Consider the following 20715-nt stretch of genomic DNA (forward strand, 5'->3'; position numbering starts at 1 on the left):
ACACACATGGCTCTACTCGACCCACCAGTCCGCGGCACCGATGGCGAAGGCTCCGTTCAGGTCCGCATGGATCCCGCCGATCGCATCGGCAATGCAAAGGTCTTCGCCATTTACGGCAAGGGCGGCATCGGCAAATCGACAACGTCGTCGAACCTGTCCGCCGCGCTATCGCTGCTTGGCAAGCGCGTGCTGCAGATCGGCTGCGATCCCAAGCATGACAGCACCTTCACGCTGACCAAGAAGCTGATGCCGACCGTCATCGACGTGCTCGAAACGGTGAATTTCCACGCCGAGGAACTCCGGCCGGAAGATTACATGTTTGAAGGCTTTAACGGCGTGATGTGCGTCGAGGCTGGCGGTCCGCCCGCAGGCACGGGTTGCGGCGGTTATGTCGTCGGCCAGACGGTGAAATTGCTCAAACAGCATCATCTGCTCGAAGAAACCGATGTCGTCATCTTCGACGTGCTTGGCGATGTGGTGTGCGGTGGCTTTGCGGCGCCGTTGCAACATGCCGAGCGCGCCGTGGTGGTTGCTGCCAATGATTTCGACAGCATCTTTGCAATGAACCGCATCGTCGCCGCCATTAAGGCGAAGTCGAAGAATTACGACGTCCGGATGGCGGGCGTGATCGCCAACCGTTCGGCGGCAACCGATGAGATTGACCGTTTCAATGAGGCGACCGGGCTGAAGCGCCTCGCGCATTTCCCCGATCTCGATGAGATTCGCCGCAGCCGCCTGAAGAAATGCACGCTTTTCGAAATGCCATCGTCGCCGGCCGTCGATGCCGCCTGTCTCGAATATAAACGGCTTGCTGCCCAACTCTGGGCGGGCACCGATGCGCTCGAAGCAATGCCGATGAAGGATCGCGAGATCTTTGAATTTCTGGGGTTCGAATGACGCAGACGGCGACCTATTCTGACTATCGCGGCAAGCTCGAAACCTATTTCGACAAAACCGCGAGCAAGGCCTGGGAACAGCTGACCAGCGACGCGCCGGTCAGCGGGGTGCGGGCGACCGTGCGCGCCGGTCGTAATGAAATGCGCGATACGTTGCTGTCGTGGTTGCCCGCCGACATGACGGGCTTAAGGCTGCTCGATGCCGGTTGCGGCACCGGCGCGCTGGCGGTGGAAGCGGCGCAGCGCGGAGCGGAGGTCGTTGCGATCGATGTGGCGGGCAGCCTGGTTGAAATCGCCCGGAAACGGGCACCGCAAGGACTGACGATCGATTGGCGCGTAGGTGACATGCTCGATCCGACGCTTGGCAGCTTCGATCATGTCGTCGCCATGGACTCGCTCATTCATTACAAGGCGTTCGATATTGTCGAGGTGATCCGCGGCCTGTCTGACCGTACCCGGGGATCGATGGTGTTCACCTTTGCCCCGCAGACACCATTGCTGATGGTCGCGCTTGGCATGGGGCGGTTGTTCCCGCGCAGTGATCGCTCACCCGCGATCATCCCGGTGCGCGAACGCCTGCTCCGCACGCTGATCAAGAACGCCGTCCCGACAGCGACGCTTGGCCGCGATCGCAAGGTTTCGGGTGGGTTCTACACCAGCCACGCCCTGGAGGTGCTGCTGGGATGAAGCCTGCTGCGACGACCAAGTTCTGGATGACGGCAGGCACGAAATTCCTGCCCTTTGCCGATGCGGCGAGCAAGGATTTGCCGCTGAGCCGGTTGCTGCGGCTGTCGCTGTTCCAGGTTTCGGTCGGCATGGCAGCTGTACTGCTTACCGGCACGCTCAACCGCGTGATGATCGTCGAGCTCGGCATGTCAGGCTCAGTCGTTGCGGCGATGGTTTCGCTCCCGCTGCTGTTCGCACCGCTCCGCGCGCTGATCGGCTTCAAGTCCGATCATCACCGCTCGGTACTCGGATGGAAGCGCGTGCCCTATATCTGGTTCGGCACTTTGCTGCAGTTCGGCGGCTTCGCGATCCTGCCCTTCGCGCTGCTGGTGATGTCCGGCGGTGGCCAGGGGTCGGCGCTTAGCGGTCAAATTGCCGCGGCACTCGCGTTCCTGTTCATCGGCGCCGGAATGCACACCACCCAGACCGCCGGGCTGGCGCTCGCCACTGATCTCGCCACCGACGAAACCCGCCCGCGTGTCGTTGCGCTGCTCTATGTCATGCTGCTCGTCGGTATGATGATCAGCGCGCTGGTGATCGGCCAGTTGCTTGTCGATTTCTCAGCGACGCGGCTGGTGCAGATCGTCTCCACCGTCTCGGTGATGACCGTGGTGCTGAACGTGATTGCGCTGTGGAAGCAGGAAGCCCGCAACCGCGCGGCGACCAGCTCCACCGCCCCCCGCCCCTCATTCAACCGGGCTTGGGCGATCTTCATTGCCCGGCCAAAGACGATGCGGCTGCTGGTCGCGGTCGGGCTCGGCTCGGCCGCTTTCAGCATGCAGGATGTACTGTTGGAACCCTATGGTGGCCAGATTCTCGGACTTTCCGTCGGCGCGACGACGTCACTGACGGCGCTATGGGCGATGGGCATGCTGACCGGCTTTTCGCTGGCAGGACGCCAGCTCAGCCGCGGTGCGGAACCGCATCGCTTGGCCGGCTTCGGCGGCGTCGCCGGTATTTTTGCTTTCATGATGGTGCTGTTCGCCGGCCCGATCGGTTCCCCTCCGCTGCTGGCGATGGGTGCCGCGGCGATCGGCTTTGGTGCCGGGATGTTCTCGGTCGGCACGCTGACTGCCGCCATGGCGCTTTCGGACGAAGACCATGCAGGCCTCGCGCTTGGCGCCTGGGGCGCCGTTCAGGCAACCTGTGCGGGTCTCGCCATCGCAATCGGCGCGTTCGCGCGCGATCTGATCTCGGCGGCGGCGGTCGCGCGCGATCTTGGCCCAACGCTGGCGGCACCGACCACTGGCTATGGCTTTGTGTACGCTGTGGAAATTGTGTTGTTGTTGGCGACTCTGGTGGCACTGGGGCCGCTGGTTCGCGGGAGAGACAAGGCGCAGACGTCGCGCTTCGGCCTCACCGAATTCCCCATTTGACGGATATGTGAAGGAAATTCCCATGAACCTCCAAGTCACCCAAGGAATCGATATCGCACTGATTGTGCTCGATGCCTTTTTCATCTTCTTCCTTGGCCTGGTGATCTACCTGCGCCGCGAAGATCGGCGCGAGGGCTATCCGCTTGAGCATGAACTCACCGGCCGCTTGGAAGGCGAAGGCGGGCTGATCCTCACCGCCCCCACCAAGTTCTTCAAGCTGCCCTTCGGCCATGGCACGGTGAGCGCACCGACCAAGGGCCGCGAGCCGTTGCAGGTTCCCGGTGCACGCAAGTCGGATTGGTTTGCAGGGGCGCCGATCGAGCCGACCGGTAACCCGCTGGTCGACGGCGTCGGCCCAGCCGCCTTTGCCGAACGCGCCAAGCGTCCCGATCTCGACTGGGAAGGCCATCCGCGTATCGTACCGATCAGCGCAGCACACGGCTTCACGATCGCGCGGCAGGATGCCGATCCACGCGGCTACACCGTCGTCGGCTGTGATGGCCGCAAAGCAGGCACGGTCAGCGACGTTTGGGTCGACAAGGCCGATCGCCTGATCCGCTATGTGCAGGTCGACACCACCGGCGGTCGCCAGGTGTTGATGCCGATGTTTGTCGCCTCGGTCAGCCGCGCCGGCCAGTCGGTGACAACGACTGCCATCACCGCCGCGCAATTCGCCGATGCCCCTGCCATCGAGGGCACGGGCGTGATCACGATGTACGAAGAAGAACGCGTTCAGGCCTATTTCGGTGGCGGCTACCTCTATGCTACGCCTGATCGCTCGGAGCCGCTGATATGATGACGGAATATGAGAATGAGCCGGTCCCCGGTCTGCCAGGCTTTCTGCCCAAGGGCGAAACGATGATCTGGCAGGGCGCGCCAAACTGGCGCGTCCTTGCCCGGACGGCGTTTCATACCGGGACAGTATCGGCCTATTTCGCTGCGCTGACGGCGTTCGCGCTGGGTGCGGCGGTATGGCGCGGGGTTGAGGCGCCATCCGATCTTGCCGGGGTCGGCCTCACGGTGGGAGGAGCAGTGATTGGCGTTGCCTTGCTCCACCTGCTTGCCTGGGCGGTTGCACGGTCGACGATCTACACACTAACCGATCGCCGCATTGTGATGCGTTTCGGCGTGGCGCTGCCCAAATGCATCAACCTGCCGCTCAACATTATCGGCAATGTTGATCTGCGCCACCGCACCCACGGCACCGGCGATCTCGCGATCAAGCTGACCAGCGAACAGCGGCTCGGCTATGCGGCGCTGTGGCCACATGCCCGCGCCTGGCACTATACCGTACCCCAGCCAATGCTGCGCGCCGTGCCCGATGTTGATGCAGTCGCCACATTGCTCGCCCGCGCATGTCTGTCGATCCAGACCGACGGCCGCGTGGTTCCTATCGAAACCGCAACCCGCCGCAACAAGGCGGAAGATCAGGCAGTCGCCGCATGACCAGCGCCCCGCATTCCCATCATGTTGATGTTCCCAAAGGCGCGCTGATGATGGCGGGCCTGCTAGTGGTATCGGCGATCACGGTGACGAGCATCGCGCGCATCGCGCAGATCCCGCCATCCGCATCACCGGTCCTGATGCGCGAAGCCACAAAGGTTGCGCCAGTCGCAACCCGCAAATTGCGGTTCAGCGATCGGGCGGACGGGGCCGTGATCATTGAGGATGTTGGCACCGGTGGCACTGCCTTGCTGCTCGAACCCGGCACGAACAGCGGCTTCATTCGCGGCGTCATGCGCGGCCTGGCCCGCGAGCGGCGGATGCAGGGTATCGATTCGAAGCCACCGTTCGATCTGACGCTGTGGAAAGATGGTGAATTGTCATTGACGGATACCGTTACGGGGCGTTCAATTGAACTCAACGCGTTCGGCACGACCAATCGGGCGACGTTCTACGATCTCCTCACCCGCCCGGAGACTCCTCGGTGATTTCCCTTTCGCGTACCCGGTTCGATACACCCTGCCGGATCGAGATTGAAAACAGCCATGAGCATTTCCATGCCCACGTCGAACTGGACGGTGGCATCGCCATCCATCCTGGCGACAAGGTGTTGGTGCACGGCGATCCGATCGTGATCGGCTTTGGCGAAAGTGCGACGTTTGACCGTATTGCCACGGTAGAGCGCGCGAACGCATTCGAACGCCTCTGGACGAAGTTCGCCGGTCACTTCGAGATGACCGAACTCTACGAAGTCAGTTTCCTGCCGCGGAGGACCGCATGAACGCCATTACCCCGATCAAGGCCGCACCCGACACGATGGCGATCGCGCGCGAAAACACCGTGCTGTCCCCGCGTTTCTACACCACCGATTATGTCGCGATGGACAAGATTGACGTAACCCCGGTTCGCGCCGAATGGGACAAGCTGATCGCGGAAATGGTTGCCGATCCCAACAAGCTGCATTTCAAGCGGACCAACCAGTTCGACGGCGTTATCGAGAGCCTGCCCGATGGCTTGCGCGAAGAATTCATCGATTTCCTGGTGAGCTCACTGACGGCCGAATTCTCGGGCTGCATCCTGTATGCCGAAATCCAGAAGCGCGCGAAGAACCCCGATATCAAGCAGCTGTTCCGGCTGATGAGCCGCGATGAAAGCCGCCATGCCGGTTTCATCAACGATACGCTGAAGGATGCCGGGATCGGCGTGGACCTGAGCTTCCTGACCAAAACCAAGAAATACACCTATTTCCGGCCAAAGTTCATTTTCTACGCGACCTATCTGTCCGAAAAGATCGGTTATGCGCGCTACATCACGATCTTCCGGCACCTTGCGCGCCACCCCGAGCTGCGCTTCCACCCGATCTTCAATTGGTTCGAGGAATGGTGCAACGACGAGTTCCGCCATGGCGAAGCCTTCGCGCTGCTGATGCGGAACGATCCCAAGCTGCTGACCGGTGCCAACAAGCTCTGGATCCGCTTCTTCCTCGTGGCGGTCTATGCGACGATGTACGTTCGTGACCACAATCGCCCGCAATTCCACAAGGCGCTGGGAATCGATCCCAAAGATTATGATTTCCAAGTCTTCCGCGTTTGTTCGGAGATCACCAAGCAGGTGTTCCCGATGACGCTCGACACTGACAGCCCGGCCTTCCGCGCCGGGTTGGAGCGGATGCGCAAAACCGCATTGGCGATCGACGCGGCAAAAGCGCAGGGCGGCATCATCGGCAAGATTAAGCAGATCGGGCATGTCGCCATAGCAGGCGTCAACTTTGCGCGGCTCTACTTCCATCCCGTGCAGAAGAACGCGTTGCCGGCCAATGTTCGGCTGGTGCCGGCCTGGTGACAATTCCGCCACTCTTTTTCGCATTGCTGATGTGGTTCATCGGGACAGGCGCTGTCGTCTGGCTCGATAGCCGCCCGCAGCACACCTTCAAAACCAGCCACCGGATCGCCGGACTGGTCGCGGTGATCGCGATGGGCGTGGTGTACGCTTATGGTGCCGATACCAGCTGGGAAGGTGCCTATGTTGCCTTTGCTGCTGCGATCCTGATCTGGGGCTGGCACGAAATGGGGTTCCTGATGGGGTTTGTCGCAGGGCCGCTGCGCACACCCTGCCCGCCGGGCGCCGAGGGCTGGGAACGTTTCAAACTGGCTACATCAACCGTCATTCATCACGAAATCGCGATCGCCACCAACCTGCTGGTGCTCGTCGCCATCACTTGGGGCCAGCCCAATCAGGCTGCGCCGCTCACTTTCGCCTTGCTGTTCGGCCTGCGCCTCAGTGCCAAATTGAACCTGTTTTTTGGCGTGCCCAATTTAAGCGACGAGATTTTTCCCGCGCATCTAGCGTATCTGAAAACCTATTTTGGCGCGAAATCGATCAGCATGCTCTATCCCTTTTCGGTCGCGGGCTGTGCCGCCGTCGCCATTTGGGCATGGATGAGCGCTGAAGCTGCCCCTACCAATAGTGGGCCTGCCGTTACCGCCACATTGCTCGCCGGACTTGCGGCGCTGGGCCTTGTGGAGCATATATTCCTGGTCCTGCCGGTTCGCGATGCGAAGATGTGGCGCTGGGCTTCTGCGTCTAAGCCGACGCCGCCAACCGCGGCGAAGGCCGCCACAATCGAATAGAATTTCGGGGAGGGTCGTTTCATGAATTACGAGGCATTTTTCCAGTCGGAGCTCGATACGCTCAAGGACGACGGTCGCTACCGCGTCTTCGCAGAGCTCGAGCGCAAGGCCGGTGCCTTCCCGCACGCCAAGCACTACACCGACGACGGTGTGAAGGACGTTACCGTCTGGTGCTCGAACGACTATCTGGGCATGGGCCAGCATCCCAAAGTGCTGAACGCGATGCACGAGACGCTGGACAGTTGTGGCGCAGGTGCTGGGGGCACGCGCAACATCTCCGGCACCAATCATCACCATGTGCAGCTTGAGAATGAACTTGCCGATCTGCATGGCAAGGAAGCAGCCTTACTGTTCACCTCGGGCTATGTCTCGAACTGGGCAGCGCTCTCGACGCTCGCATCGCGACTGCCGAATTGCGTGATTTTTTCGGACGCGCTAAACCATGCCTCGATGATCGAAGGCATGCGTCACAGCCGCGCCGAGTGCCACCGCTTCAAACACAGCGACCCGGCCGATCTCGATCGCTTGCTGAGCATGGTCGAACCCGGCCGGCCAAAGCTGGTCGCCTTTGAGAGCGTTTATTCGATGGACGGCGACATCGGCCCGATCGCCGAGATCCTCGACGTCTGCGAGAAGCACGGCGCGCTGTCATACATCGATGAAGTCCACGCTGTTGGCCTTTACGGTCCGCGCGGCGGCGGCATTGCCGAACGCGAAGGCCTGATGGACCGGATCGATGTGATCGAGGGCACACTTGGCAAGGCGTTCGGCGTGATGGGCGGCTATATCGCTGCGTCGAAGAACCTCTGCGATTTCGTCCGCAGCTTTGCCAGCGGATTCATCTTCTCCACCGCGCTGCCGCCAGCGATTGCTGCTGGTGCCTGCGCCAGCATCCGCCATCTGAAGGATAGCCAGGTCGAGCGCGATCGCCATCAGGAGCGCGTTGCGCAGGTCCGCCGTCGTCTTGACGCAACCGGTATCCCGACGCTCGACAACCCCAGCCATATCATCCCGGTGATGGTGGGCGATGCCCACAAGTGCAAAATGATCAGCGATTGGCTGCTGGAAAAGCACGGCATCTATGTTCAGCCAATCAACTATCCAACGGTTCCGGTAGGCACCGAGCGGCTACGGATTACCCCGTCGCCCGTACACACCGATGGCGATATCGATCGCCTGGTAACTGCTCTTTCCGAAATCTGGTCGCAGTGCGAACTCGCTCGCCGCGCTATGGCTGCCTGATCCACTTTAGAGCCGGGGTTGCTTTGGCATGAGCGACCCCGGTTACAGGCCCTATGAGCCGCAATTAACCCCACAGCGCATCGCCGACAGGATCTGGACTGTCGATGGACCGGAAGTCGCCTATCGATTTGCCGGACTGACGCTCCCCTGCCCCACCCGCATGACGATCGTTCAACTGGCCGATGGCCAGCTGTGGCTGCACTCACCGACCGCCTATACAGGCGCGCTCGGCGAGCAGGTGGCAGCGCTTGGAACGGTGGCGTGGATCGTCGCCCCCAACAGCTTTCATTATTGCCACATCGCTGCCTGGGCAGCTGCTTTTCCCGAGGCCGCATGTCATGTCTCCCCCGACCTTGCGCCCAAGCTGACAGCCACGCTGCCGGCGCACAGCCTGCTCGATGATACTGCGCCAATGGCCTGGGCAAGTGAGATCGACCAGCTTCTGGTGCGGGCAGGCAGCTTTACGGAGGCCGTATTCTTCCATCGCCACGCGCGAACATTGATCGTCACTGATCTGATGCAGAATTTTGAAGCGAGCCGGATCGGCGGGCGCTTCAACCGACTCGTCCTCCAAATCGGCGGCGCAACCGGGCCGCGCGGGACCACATCGATGGATGTCCGCCACGCGGCTCGGAAGCATCATGCTGTGATCCGCGCGGCAGCTGTCCAGATGGCGGCCTGGAACCCGGCTCGGATCATCCTGTCACACGGCAAATGCTATGATCATAATGTCCAAGAGGAGCTGGCTACTGCCTTTGCCTGGGCAAGAAGCCGATAGCGGAAGGTCCAGGCGTTCTTTAGCCCGCAACCGGATCGAACGCGTTCCCCATAAACAAAACGCCCTGCCTATCTGATCGATAGGCAGGGCGTTTTCGTCATTCAATTATCCCAGCTGAGACCAGCCACCCGAAATGGCGCGCGGATCACCGCGCGCCGCTATCGATTACTGCGCTGCGGTGGGCAGCGCCGTATTGCCATCCGCGGCCGCCACTGGCGTCGCTTCGGTCGGTTCGGTTGCTGGCGCTGCCGGCATCGCCATTGGTGCCCCTGTCAGCGCTGGGTAGTCCGCGATCATGCTGACACCACCCAGTGGCTTGGCCAGGCCCTGATGGCACGTCGTACAGTTGGTCTTCAGCACATCACCATAAGGCCCCTTGCGATTGGCAGGGAAGACCGAGGCGAGCGATGAGATGTACTTGTTGTTGATCTCACCAACCATCCGGATGCCGTACCAAGCACCAACACGCTGCGGCCGGCTATTGCTCCAGCTCGAGAATGAGTCAGTGTTATGGCAATAGGTGCAGTTGACATTCAACGCCGATGACATGTGCATCATCAACGCATAGGTTTTTTCGGTCCGGGCAATCGATGCGCCCGGTGTACCGCCCCGCAACGCCGCTGCGGACTGCACGCGGATGTTGTTCTTGGCACCCAGATAGGTGGTGAAGGGATCATAGGGCAGTGAGCTGAATGCATTGGCGTCAACCGGCTTGCCCTGACCGTGGCGATTGCTCATCGACCGCGTCGAACCTTCCGGTGCGTCTGCTCTGGCCCACACATTCTTTGGCACCGCATTGCCGCGGTGGCACGTATAGCACGTGACGCCGGTTTCCTTGACGTGCGGTTTCCAGTTCGCATTGATGTTGATCGTCATCTGCAACATTTTGCGGGCGACGACCTTGGTATAGACCTCGTCCGAAGCCATGTTGTTCGGGTTGTGGCAATAGTTGCAACCAGCCTCTGGCGGCGCGACCCACTGGGTAATCGCCGCCATCAGATGGTTGAACCGTTCGGAGCTCACATTCCCCAAGACCTTGACGTTCTGGTAGGTTTCGCTGGCCAGCGGTCCGCCATCTTCCGGCAAATCATAGGGCGGTGCCGGGACGTCCTGCGGGGTAATCCGGCTGGCCTTGATGATTTGCGCACCACCGGTGCCCCGATATCCCGTCTGTTCGATCTTTTTCGGGCCGAATTCGCAGCCCGAAAGGACCAGCATGAGCGATCCAGCAAGGACCGATTTGGTTATGGTGGCGACGCGGATCATTGCGGTGCTCCCGGCAGAGTTGCTGGATCGATGACCCCGGTGCTGGGATAGGATGGCGCATAGCCATTCTGTTGAGCCCAGAGATACCAGTTATCAACAACGGTGCCCGTCAGCAGGATGCCGATACCGCCCGTGAGCGTCGTCAGCACCGCAAACCACCAGGCCCAGCGGTGGATCGATTCCATCGTGGCGTTGAACCCCATCGTCCAGCGCCAGAAGAGCGCTGCGCGTTCGGATGCCGTACCACGATCGGTAATTTGCTCGATTTCGCGTTCACCGCCATACCGACCAACGGCCAGGATGGTGGCGCCGTGCATCGCGAACAGAAGCGTCGACCCGTAGAGGAAGGCGATCGAGAGCGCGTGGAACGGATTGTAGAAGAGGTTGCCGTAGCGGATCGAGAATGCGGCAGTCCAATCAAGGTGCGGGAAGATGCCGTAAGGCACTGCTTCTGACCAGCTGCCCATCAGCATCGGCCGGATAAAGCCAAGAACGAGCATCAGCCAGATCGCGCTGAGGAACGCCCAGGACACATGCGTGCCCATGCCCAATGCCAGTGCCCGGCGATAGGTGCGTGCCCACCAGAGCAATACCGATGCCGAGAAGAACAGACCGGTCAGGATGAACCAGCCGCCTTCATGCAGCGGCACGAATGGAGAGAAGCCATATTTTGGTGCCGGCGGTTCGAGCGACAGCCAGAACAGCTGGCGGACGAACTGGATCGGGTTCCAACCAACCGAGGCCAGCATGTTGAGCCCGATGATCTCAAAGGCAATCAACCCCAGGACCAGCGAGATCGACCCGAGCCAGCCCAGGTAGATCGGGCCGATCTGCGCGTTGCCGATCTTGCCCAGCCAGTAGAAGAAGCCACCGGCATTCGTGCGGGTTTCGTGCGGATCATTTGTCGGCGGCCCCATTTCGGGGGCAGCGCGCAGCTGAACCTGTGTAAAGATATTTTGATAGGTCGCCATGTTGCGCGCTCCTTAAGCCCAGATCGGCAGGTTGAGCCACCACGTCCACCATTCAGGCCAGCCGCGCGTCCAAAGCGGGCCGCTGATGATAATGCAGATGGCGCTCCAGAAGCCCGCCGAAAGCGCGAGAAACAAGCCGACACGGTGAATGCCGAGCGTGCCGACCGAGTAACCGATCGTATCGCGGAAAAAGGCGTCTTCATATTCGGGCGACTTTACGTCTTCGCCCTTTTGCGGGTTCACCGCGGACAGCACCAGGCCACCATGAAGCGCGAGTGCGAGCGTCGTCGTGAAGAAGAAGCTCACAGCGATCATGTGTGCCGGATTGTAATGGAAATGGAGATATTGGTAGCCGGTGTTCGACACCCAATCGAGATGGCTGAAGATCCCATAAGGGAAGCCATGCCCCCAGGCGCCCAGCAGCATCGGCCGGATCACGACCAGACTGACATAGGCGAAAATCGCGAAACCAAAGGCAATCGGGACGTGATAGCCCATGCCCAGTTTCCGGCAGATTTCAACTTCGCGCAATGCCCAGGAGACGAACGCACCGATCGCGCAGATCGTGATAATCTGCCACAAACCGCCTGCCTTCAACGGCGCCAGGCTCAGCCCGTAACTCAGGTCAGGTGGCGCGATGCTAATCAACCACGGGTTCCATGTTGGACCCAGGGATGCGCCGTACAGGATCAGTGCAGTACCAAGACTGGCGAAGAACGCCGTCGTGACGCCGAAAAAACCGACATAGAAAGGGCCGATCCAAAAATCGAAAAGGTCCCCGCCAACCAGCGTGCCTCCCCTTACGCGATATTTCCGCTCAAAGCTCAAGAGTGCCATGGAACAGCTCCTTCACCCGTCGGTATGCGGCGGGATGGCATGAATTAGGTGGTCGAGGACTGGACGGACCTGGGCGCTTTTCACGCCAATCAGGTCACGTCCGCCTCGACTGTCAACAACGTGACAAACGAGTTGTCACTGCAGGTCTGATCAGGACGCCGGCGCTGCCGGAGTCACTGCCGCTGCAGCTGCAGCTGCAGGCGGATTGGGTGCTTCGAGCCAATTGTAGCGATTGGTGCTCAGCAGGATGAAGTGAATCAGGATCGCGAGCGTGAACAGAAACACTGCCAGCGCTGTCAGGACCCTGCGCGGATCAAAAGTTACCCACATTCTCCACATGGCATAGTCTCCTTTTTATACGTTGGCCGAGTGGATCGGCGCTTCAACCGGCACCACGAGCGCTGCGGTGGCTTCATAGCCAGCCGTGCCCGGGAACCATGGCCGCCACTGCCAAACGAGGAAGTGGGCAATGATGGCCACAATGGTGAAGAACCCCATGCTGACCACGAACAGCTTGTGGAATTCCTTCGCTTCGTCGGGCGTCAGGTAGGTGCCCGGCCCCAGTCTTTCGTCGCTCATTTCGTTCGTTCCTTCATCTTCGTTCGACCCGACGAGATCAGGCGCGCGGCACGCGTCCCCCGGCGGCATCCACGCAGCGCGAAGCACCACGAAGATTGGTTGACCCGCATCAAGCGGGAATGGCTGGGCAAGGCGATCATGCACCCCTGCTTTCGGTAATCGCGAGCGCCAGGCGCTCGGCGGTAACTTTGGCTTCGCCCGCGCGGCGTGCACCGCGTTCGGCGGCATCGCGGATGCGCTTGGCGGCGGAAATGCGGACCAGCACCGGTTCGCGCTCGACGACCGCGTCGAGCTCGACCTTGGCTTCATCTTCCCACATCAGCTCGCGTTCCATTCGCGCCGGCGTCGCTTCGACCTGGTCGAGTTGGGCGGCGAGTGGGATGATGTTGAACAGCGCATCGAACAGCGCGTTGCACACTTCCTGGATGAGGTAGGTCGCGCCCGCATAGCCCATGTACGGCGTACCGGTATGACGGCGGATTGCAGCGCCTGGGAACGATACTGGCACGTAAATGCTGCGTGCGCCCGTCTCCGCCAGGTACATCCGCTCATTATAGCTGCCGAACATGATCAGCGGCGGATTGGTACGGATCGATTCAAGCACGGCGGCATTATCGGGCTTCACCCCGGCGGTGCGGCGATAGGAGAAGTTGCAGGGCAACCCCATGTCGTTTTCGAGGAAATTGCGGATGCCGCGTTCGTAGGTTTCCGTTGCGACCACCGCAAAGCTGGCCGTCGCAAAGAAATCCTGCGTCACTGACCGCCACAAATCCCAGAGCGGCTTAATGGTGGTGTGCTTTTCCTGCTCGATAAACGGCTCTGGATCGAGACCGGTCAACTCACCCAGCTTGCGCAGGAACAGGGTCGTGCTTTCCAGCCCGATCGGCGCCTGCAGATAGGGGCGCTCAAGCGCCTCGCACAGACCGCGACCGAATTCGCGGTACATGCACACATTCACATGCGCGTTGGCGAGTTTCTTGACGTCCGCCAAGTGACTACCGAGCGGGAAGACCATATTGATCTGCGCGCCAATCCCTTCGATCAATCGACGGATTTCGGCGAGGTCGGACGGCATGTTAAAGGTGCCGTACATTGGCCCGATGATGTTGACGCGTGGCTTCTCACCTTCGCGCAGTTCCTTCAGGCTCGGCACCTTTTTCGGCCCGAATTGCGTCCACAGCCAGGTCAGGGCGCGGTCGCCCGATTGCCACTGATCCTCGTCGATCGTGCGCGGCAGGAAGCGTTGGATGTTGGTGCCCTCGGGCGTCACGCCGCCGCCGATCATTTCGGCGATCGATCCCGTCACCACCACAGCGGGCAGATCAGGATCGAGCGTCTTCCAAGCCCGTTTCATCGCGCCCTCAGTGCCGTCGCGGCCAAGCTCTTGCTCGCCAAGGCCAGTGACAACGATCGGCAGCTCGTGTGGGGGAAGTCCGTCGGTGTAATGCAACACCGAGGTGACAGGCAGATTCTCGCAGCCCACCGGGCCATCGATGATGACCTGAAGTCCCTTGATCGCGGTGAACGCATAAACCGCGCCCCAGTAACCGCCCGCGCGGTCATGATCGAGAACAAGCGTCATGTGCCGATATGCTCCTCGGCCTTCGCGGCCGCGATGCGCTTGGCAGCGTACTTCGCCTTGAAGTCTGGGCGATCTTCGGGCGTCGTTTCCCAAATGCCGGCGGTGTGCCCCGTGCCGACGCCGTCGAAGAACGCGCTCATCTTGTCCATCCGCGCCTGATTCGCCATCGCGGCGTTGACGACCATCGCCAGGCTGCCTGCCCCCGCCGGCCCCATGAGCGGCCGCGCGGAAATCAGGTTGGTGAAGTAAAGCGAGGGGATCGATTTCTGCTTCGCGTGCTGGACGACGGGCGTTGTGCCGATCGCGAGATCGGGCCCATATTCGTGGATCGCCGCAATGTCCTGCTCAAGGCTGGCGCGGTATTGAACGCGGCAGCCATGCGCCTCCAGCCATTCGCGGTCCGGGTCCGACCAGCGGGTGCGGGGGCAGGCCGTGCCGACATAGGGCACGTCGGCGCCGCTTTCAATCAACAGTCGCGCAACGAGCAGTTCGCTGCCCTCATAGCCCGAAACGGTTATCCGACCCTTGATCGGGCGCGCGGCCAGCGCACCGGTAATCGCGGGCAGGAACTTGTTCTTGGAGGCGTCGATCTTGTCCTGCGCGATGCCGCAAGCTGCCCCGATCGCATCGAGCCAAGCCGCAGTGCCATCACGCCCAACCGGCGCGGAACCAACGACCGAACGGCCTGCCGCTTCGAATTCACGCACGCTGGCAGTGTAGAAGGGGTGGATGGCCGCAACGACGGCGCAGTCGAGTGCCGAATAGAGCTCGCGCCATTCACGCGTCGGTACGACCGGGCCTGCCGCAAGGCCCAGCGGCTCCAGCATAATGCCGATGCCTGGCGGGTCGGCCGGGAACATCTCGCCAAGGAGAGTCACCGTCGGCCGGTCCGGTCGTTCTTTGGGCGCGGCAACGGGGCCAAGCTCGGCCTCCTTGCGCGCATAGTTGAGCATTGCGCCTGCCAGCACATCCTTCGCTTCGGCATGCGTCGGTACGCCGAAGCCGGGGACGTCGATGCCAATCACGCGGACGCCGTTGATCTGGTCAGGCAGCAATTGCAGCGGCACGCCAGACGCGGTTGGCACGCAGAGATTGGTGACGATAATCGTGTCGTACAGCGCGGGGTCGGCGAGATCGTGGACCGCGTCGCGGATGTCCTCGAACAACTTGCCAGTGACGAGCGTCTCCGACGAAAAGGGCACATAGCCGACGGTGCGGCGTGCGCCATAGAAGTGCGACGTGAAGGTCAGGCCGTATACGCAGCAGGCCGAACCCGAGAGGACGGTCGCTGTGCGGCGCATCCGCAGGCCTACCCGCAGCGATCCGAAGGCAGGGCACATCGATTGGGGCTGATCATGCGGGCCCTTGGGATAGTCCGCCGCATAACGCTCTAGAATTTCCGATTTACCAGCCTTTGACGCTGCCTCATGCATCGTCTCGGCACCCGCATGGCAACCAGCGCCCTGCGCTTCGGGAGCGCTGAGGTCGATGCGATCAGTCTCGCGGGAAGGGTTTTCCAGATCCACTGATCAGACCGTGTCGTAAACGATTTCAAGGGAGGGCTTCACGACGAAGTCGACGCCGCGCATATCGGCCTGGGTTGCAGGCTTGAGCGTGAAATCAGCCCCCGTCACATCGGCGCTGAACAGGTTGAGCAACCCGTCCTGATCGAGCGGCGCAGGGCGCAGCGGTGGCGCTTCGGCCACATTGATCGCAAGTTCTTCGAACAGGCTTGCCCATTGGCCACCGGGCTTGCCGATGATCTGGTAATTCGCGCTCTTCTTGCGGATATCCTCGTTTGCCGGGATTGCGCAGAGCACGGGAATGCCTACCGCTTCGGCAAACGCATTCGCTTCGCCCGTGCCGTCATCCTTGTTCAGGATCATGCCCGCCACGCCGACATTGCCGCCCATTTTGCGGAAATATTCGACCGCCTTGCAGACGTTGTTGGCAACATAGAGTGACTGGAGATCGTTTGACGCGACGACGATCACCTTCTGGCACATGTCGCGCGCAATCGGCAGGCCGAAGCCGCCGCACACCACGTCACCCAGGAAATCGAGCAGGACGTAATCGAAGCCCCATTCATGGAAGCCAAGCTTTTCAAGCGTTTCGAAACCGTGGATGATCCCGCGACCGCCGCAGCCGCGACCGACTTCGGGCCCGCCCAACTCCATCGCGAAAACACCATCGCGCTGGAAGCAGACATCCTCGATGCCGATTTCTTCGCCCGCCAGCTTCTTCTTCGAACTCGTCTCTATGATCGTCGGGGTCGATTTGCCGCCGAACAACAAGCTGGTCGTATCGCTTTTCGGGTCACAACCAATCAGCAGAACGCGCTTGCCCTGCTGCGCCATCATGTAGCTCAGATTGGCGAGGGCGAAGGACTTGCCCGATCCACCCTTACCATAGATCGCAATGATCTGAGTTTCCTTGGTCACTTCACCGGTATGAACCGGATCGGGCTCCTGCGACGCTTCATTGCGCAGGGCATCGACATCAAGCATCGTCATTCGCTTCTCCAGTCGAGAACCATTTTCAGGCATTCCGGGTCGCCAAAGGCGGCGGGATAGGCTTCAACGGCCTCACCAGCTGGCCGCACATGGCTCACCAGACCCTTCAAGCTCAGTGCACCGCCATCGACCAACGCCGCGGTCGCCCGCAGATCCTCGATGACAAACTCGGTTGATATCCGCAGCCGCGCTTCACGCATGAAGGCGGGCGGAAAGGAAAAAGTCAGCTTGTCGTAGAAGCCCGCGAGCACCACCTCACCACCCTTGGCAAGCCGACCGATCAGTGTGTCCAGGATGCTCCCGGCACCGCTGGCATCACAGATCGTCTTATAGTCTTTGCGATCATCTTCCGATGGATCGATCACCCGGTAGCCGAAGTCACCCACCCGGCGCGCGGCGGCGGTTTCCCACACCGTCGGTGGCGGCGCACCGACCGCGACGACAATCCGTGCGATCAAGCGGCCCAATATGCCGTGACCGACAATCAGATCGGGCGCCTGCCCACCGACGATCGCGTGATAGGCGGTGGCAGCAAGCGCAATCAGAATACCCGCTTCGCCCAGCGATTCGTCGACCGGCATGGCGCGGGCCGCAGGCAGGATCACCCGCCGTGCCGTCCCGCCGAAAAGCCCGCGTGCATGGGTGTAGCAATTGGCCCCCGGGACAAAAACCCACTCACCGATTCGCGAATGCGCCTCAGCCCCTGCGTCGACGACGCGGCCAACCGATTCGTATCCCGGCACCAGCGGATAGCCCATGCCCGGGAAAGCCGGCATCCGGCCCGACCATAGCAGTTTTTCGGTACCCGCGCTGATCCCGCTCCAGGCGACTTCCACGAGCAAATCGCCCGGTGCCATCGGATTCAGCGCCATGGAACGCAGTGATAGCGTTTCCGGAGCTTCCAAAATGACGGCCAGCGTTTCCAACGTTCACTCCCCCGGCGATCCCAATGCTTGAAGGGATTCTTCGCCTCTTGTGTCATCCTATATGGACACTTTTTATTGTCAACTGTTCTGGACGCTTTGCCGTCAAGCTTCCGCCACAATCGCACTCACCGTCAGCGGCAAGGGTGTCGGGACGCGCTTGGTAGCGCTGAACCCGGCCGCCTTCAGCATCGATGCGATCTCTTTCATGCTGCGCGGCCGGCCTGACCCCATCGCCCAGAGATACATGCCGAAATAGCCGTCGCCAGCGGGCTCCGCGCCCGGCGTTTCGGCCATAGGTTCAGCGATCAGCAGACGTCCGCCAGGCGGCAGCGCCGCGCGAATGTTGCGCAGCAATTGCAGTGCCGGTGCATCGTCATGATCGTGCAGCACGCGGATCAAGGTGATCAGATCATGCCCTCCGGGCAGCGCATCATCGAGGAAGTTGCCACCGTGAATCGTCACGCGCGGCCCATATCCCGCGGCATCCAGTGCGATGCGGGCGCGCTCGCCCACGGCTGGCAGATCGAACAGCCCAAGCGTGATCGCCGGCACCCGCGCGGCAACAGCGGCGATGAATGCCCCCTGCCCGCCGCCCACATCGAGCATCCGGCGGTGCCGCGTAAAATCATAGCTGTCGATCACATGAGTCGCGATCAGCGGCTGCGATGCCGCCATCAGCCCGGAATAGGCGGCAACCTCATGCCCCTCCCCCTGCCCAACCGATTCGGCATAGGTCCAGTAATTGGACAGCTGGCCACCCCCCGCCCCGCGCCGCAGCAGTGCCACCGGATCGGCGAGATCAGCATAAAGCAGCCGGTGATGCGCCACCATTTCGGCAATGCCGCGGTTGCCGCGCAGTGCTGCGCCGTCCCCACCCAGTGCCCATCGCTCCGCGCCGAGTCGCTCGACCAGCCCGATCGAGGCAGCGGCGCGCAGCAATCGGTCGGCAGCCTCGCGCGGCATGTCGATCTGCACGGCGATATCGTCCAGATCGCGCGCGCCATCGGCCAGCAGGTCGAGCAGTTTCACCTCGATGCACGCCGCAATCACCTGCGAATAGGTGAAGCCCGCGACCAGATTGAACATCGTGCGCGCCTTGCTGCGCACGATCGGTCGAGTAAGAAAAAAGCGAGCCGCAAAATGCTGAAAACCCGGATCGGCAAGCACCCGGTTGCGCGCGGCGACCCAGCGTTCCCGCCAAGAGCTATTGTCTTTGGTTGTGGACGGTTTCATATGTCCAATTAGTTGGACGGTTGAGCAGGGGGCGTCAATTGCCATCGACTTGCTCAACGCTGGAAAGGCCGGAATGCAGCGCGAAAAGGTAATCGTCATCGGGGCCGGCGTGGGAGGGTTGACCAGTGCAGCCCTGCTCTCTGCGCGCGGCTTGGATGTGACGGTCATCGAAGCGGCGAATGCTCCGGGCGGCAAGATGCGCCAGGTCGATTCGGGTGGTGCACTAGTAGACGGTGGTCCAACCGTATTCACCATGCGTGAGGTGTTCGAAGAAATTTTCGATCGCTGCGGCGCGTCGCTCGACGATCACGTCAAGCTTACCCCGAGCACCACGCTAGCGCGCCATGCCTGGGGTGATGATCGGCTCGATCTCTTCGCCGATCGCGCTAAAAGCGAAGCAGCAATCGCCGAATTCGCCGGTGCCGATGCAGCGGATGGCTATCGCCGGTTCTGTGCGGAAGCGAAGCAAATCTTCACCTCGCTGCAAAAGCCCTTCCTGCGCAGCCAGCGCGCAGGCCCGGTGCGGCTGGCCTGGGAAATGGGCAAGGCCAACCCCGCTGACCTTCTCACCACCCGCCCCTTCCAGACCTTATGGGGCGCGCTTGGTGATTATTTCGCTGATCCGCGTCTGCGCCAGCTGTTCGGGCGCTATTCGACCTATTGCGGCTCCTCCCCCTTTCAATGCCCCGGCACATTGATGCTGATTGCACATGTCGAGGCGCGCGGTGTTTGGCTGGTCGACGGGGGGATGCACGCGCTTGCCCGCGGGCTGGAAGCAATCGGCAAGGCCAATGGCGCGCGCTATCGCTATGGCGAGCCCGTCCGCGAGATTTTGGTCGAACAGGGTCACGCTGCGGGCGTGGTCCTCGCCAGTGGCGAGCGCCTGACCGCGCCGACGATCATCTGCAACGCCGATCCGGCGGCGATTGCCGAGGGACGGTTCGGAGCAGCGGTGAGCAGCGCTGTGGCGGGCATGACCCCGTCTGAGCGATCGTTCGGCGCCATGGTGTGGACCGCCCACACCACCACCAGCGGCTTTCCGCTGGCACACCATAATGTGTTTTTTTCCAACGATTACGAAGCCGAGTTCGTCGATCTGGCGGCCGGCCGCATGCCCTCCGTTCCCACCGTCTATATCTGCGCGCAGGACCGCGACGATCGCGGCGTGGGGCCGGACGGGCGCGAACGCCTGCAAATTCTCGTCAATGCCCCCGCCAATGGCGACGGGCCCGGATTTACCGAAGCGGAGATCAATCAATGCCAATCGCGGATGCTGCAGATTACGGAGCGAGCGGGCCTTACGCTGGAGCTTCCGCCATCGGCAACGGTGCTGTCGACTCCGGCAACGTTCGAGAGCCTGTTTCCCTCGACGGGTGGAGCCCTTTATGGACGGGCCTCGCACGGATGGGCGGCGTCCTTCCGCCGGCAGGGCGCCCGGACAGCGATCCCTGGTATCTATTGCGCGGGCGGGAGCACCCACCCGGGCGCCGGCGTGCCGATGGCAGCCCTCAGCGGCGGATTAGCCGTCGATATTCTGCTCAAGGACCTCGCTTCGACGTCGAAGTCGATGCGCAGGGCTATGCCTGGTGGTACATCGACGCCTGCAGCGACGACGGCCGCTTCGGTCTGACCATCATCGCTTTCATCGGCAGCGTCTTTTCACCCTATTACAAGCTCAGCGGCCGCCACAGCCCGGCCAATCACTGTTCGATCAACG

At 61.6% G+C, this 20715-nt stretch carries 22 protein-coding genes; 12 read left to right on the forward strand and 10 right to left on the reverse strand.

Annotated elements, in window-relative coordinates; genetic code table 11:
• Positions 1-6: 6 nt before the first annotated feature.
• The 11 genes from bchL to B7Y49_RS06165 are packed head-to-tail and all read left to right on the forward strand — an operon-like array spanning position 7 to position 9091.
• Complete coding sequence (gene bchL / locus B7Y49_RS06115; protein WP_374126691.1) at positions 7-897, forward strand: ferredoxin:protochlorophyllide reductase (ATP-dependent) iron-sulfur ATP-binding protein; 891 nt, start codon at positions 7-9, stop codon at positions 895-897.
• Positions 894-1583, forward strand: coding sequence for a magnesium protoporphyrin IX methyltransferase (bchM, locus tag B7Y49_RS06120; protein ID WP_374126692.1), 690 nt, complete (start codon positions 894-896; stop codon positions 1581-1583). The genes bchL and bchM overlap by 4 nt, the downstream gene beginning before the upstream one ends.
• Positions 1580-2998, forward strand: a complete 1419-nt coding sequence (locus tag B7Y49_RS06125) for a BCD family MFS transporter (RefSeq protein WP_374126693.1) — start codon at positions 1580-1582, stop codon at positions 2996-2998. Before bchM ends, B7Y49_RS06125 begins: the two co-directional genes overlap by 4 nt.
• Positions 2999-3020: 22 nt before the next feature.
• The gene (puhA, locus tag B7Y49_RS06130; protein ID WP_374126694.1) at positions 3021-3794 is read left to right on the forward strand and encodes a photosynthetic reaction center subunit H; all 774 of its coding nucleotides are present in this window, start codon (positions 3021-3023) and stop codon (positions 3792-3794) included.
• On the forward strand, positions 3791-4444 hold the full coding sequence (gene puhB / locus B7Y49_RS06135) for a photosynthetic complex putative assembly protein PuhB (protein WP_374126695.1): 654 nt from the start codon (positions 3791-3793) through the stop codon (positions 4442-4444). Before puhA ends, puhB begins: the two co-directional genes overlap by 4 nt.
• On the forward strand, positions 4441-4929 hold the full coding sequence (puhC, locus tag B7Y49_RS06140) for a photosynthetic complex assembly protein PuhC (RefSeq protein ID WP_374126696.1): 489 nt from the start codon (positions 4441-4443) through the stop codon (positions 4927-4929). The genes puhB and puhC overlap by 4 nt, the downstream gene beginning before the upstream one ends.
• A complete protein-coding gene (locus B7Y49_RS06145) occupies positions 4926-5222 on the forward strand; it encodes a hypothetical protein (protein WP_374126697.1) in 297 nt (98 codons plus the stop codon). The genes puhC and B7Y49_RS06145 overlap by 4 nt, the downstream gene beginning before the upstream one ends.
• Positions 5219-6283: a magnesium-protoporphyrin IX monomethyl ester (oxidative) cyclase gene (gene acsF, locus B7Y49_RS06150; protein WP_374126698.1), complete on the forward strand. Its 1065-nt coding sequence runs from the start codon at positions 5219-5221 to the stop codon at positions 6281-6283. Before B7Y49_RS06145 ends, acsF begins: the two co-directional genes overlap by 4 nt.
• Positions 6280-7071 (forward strand): DUF3623 domain-containing protein, encoded by a 792-nt coding sequence (gene puhE, locus B7Y49_RS06155; RefSeq protein ID WP_374126699.1) that lies wholly within the window; start codon positions 6280-6282, stop codon positions 7069-7071. Before acsF ends, puhE begins: the two co-directional genes overlap by 4 nt.
• Before the next feature lie 21 nt (positions 7072-7092).
• The gene (gene hemA, locus B7Y49_RS06160; RefSeq protein WP_374126700.1) at positions 7093-8313 is read left to right on the forward strand and encodes a 5-aminolevulinate synthase; all 1221 of its coding nucleotides are present in this window, start codon (positions 7093-7095) and stop codon (positions 8311-8313) included.
• A 28-nt stretch (positions 8314-8341) separates the two neighbouring features.
• Positions 8342-9091, forward strand: coding sequence for a DUF4336 domain-containing protein (locus B7Y49_RS06165; protein ID WP_374126701.1), 750 nt, complete (start codon positions 8342-8344; stop codon positions 9089-9091).
• A 165-nt stretch (positions 9092-9256) separates the two neighbouring features.
• Here B7Y49_RS06165 and pufC read toward each other — a convergent pair whose 3' ends face one another.
• From pufC to B7Y49_RS06215, 10 genes are all read right to left on the reverse strand, one after another.
• Positions 9257-10357 (reverse strand): photosynthetic reaction center cytochrome PufC, encoded by a 1101-nt coding sequence (pufC, locus tag B7Y49_RS06170; protein WP_374126702.1) that lies wholly within the window; start codon positions 10355-10357, stop codon positions 9257-9259.
• Entirely contained in the window at positions 10354-11328 is a 975-nt protein-coding gene (gene pufM / locus B7Y49_RS06175; RefSeq protein ID WP_374126703.1) for a photosynthetic reaction center subunit M, read from the reverse strand. The genes pufC and pufM overlap by 4 nt, the downstream gene beginning before the upstream one ends.
• Positions 11329-11340: 12 nt before the next feature.
• Positions 11341-12165, reverse strand: coding sequence for a photosynthetic reaction center subunit L (pufL, locus tag B7Y49_RS06180; protein WP_374126704.1), 825 nt, complete (start codon positions 12163-12165; stop codon positions 11341-11343).
• Positions 12166-12315: 150 nt separating this feature from the next.
• The gene (pufA, locus tag B7Y49_RS06185) at positions 12316-12504 is read right to left on the reverse strand and encodes a light-harvesting protein (protein ID WP_374126705.1); all 189 of its coding nucleotides are present in this window, start codon (positions 12502-12504) and stop codon (positions 12316-12318) included.
• A 15-nt stretch (positions 12505-12519) separates the two neighbouring features.
• Positions 12520-12744: a light-harvesting protein gene (pufB, locus tag B7Y49_RS06190; RefSeq protein WP_374126706.1), complete on the reverse strand. Its 225-nt coding sequence runs from the start codon at positions 12742-12744 to the stop codon at positions 12520-12522.
• Positions 12745-12880: 136 nt separating this feature from the next.
• Entirely contained in the window at positions 12881-14326 is a 1446-nt protein-coding gene (gene bchZ / locus B7Y49_RS06195; RefSeq protein WP_374126707.1) for a chlorophyllide a reductase subunit Z, read from the reverse strand.
• Complete coding sequence (gene bchY / locus B7Y49_RS06200; protein WP_374126748.1) at positions 14323-15759, reverse strand: chlorophyllide a reductase subunit Y; 1437 nt, start codon at positions 15757-15759, stop codon at positions 14323-14325. The genes bchZ and bchY overlap by 4 nt, the downstream gene beginning before the upstream one ends.
• Before the next feature lie 96 nt (positions 15760-15855).
• Positions 15856-16839, reverse strand: a complete 984-nt coding sequence (locus tag B7Y49_RS06205; protein WP_374126708.1) for a chlorophyllide a reductase iron protein subunit X — start codon at positions 16837-16839, stop codon at positions 15856-15858.
• The gene (bchC, locus tag B7Y49_RS06210; RefSeq protein ID WP_374126709.1) at positions 16836-17765 is read right to left on the reverse strand and encodes a chlorophyll synthesis pathway protein BchC; all 930 of its coding nucleotides are present in this window, start codon (positions 17763-17765) and stop codon (positions 16836-16838) included. Before bchC ends, B7Y49_RS06205 begins: the two co-directional genes overlap by 4 nt.
• A gap of 102 nt (positions 17766-17867) precedes the next feature.
• Positions 17868-18998, reverse strand: a complete 1131-nt coding sequence (locus tag B7Y49_RS06215) for a methyltransferase (RefSeq protein ID WP_374126710.1) — start codon at positions 18996-18998, stop codon at positions 17868-17870.
• 73 nt (positions 18999-19071) lie between these two features.
• Here B7Y49_RS06215 and crtD point away from each other — a divergent pair, with 73 nt between their 5' ends.
• Positions 19072-20628: an NAD(P)/FAD-dependent oxidoreductase gene (gene crtD / locus B7Y49_RS06220; protein WP_374126711.1), complete on the forward strand. Its 1557-nt coding sequence runs from the start codon at positions 19072-19074 to the stop codon at positions 20626-20628.
• The last annotated feature ends 87 nt before the right edge of the window (positions 20629-20715 follow it).

This window comes from Sphingomonas sp. 28-62-11, from assembly GCF_002278865.1.
Taxonomy (GTDB): Bacteria; Pseudomonadota; Alphaproteobacteria; order Sphingomonadales; family Sphingomonadaceae; genus Sphingomonas.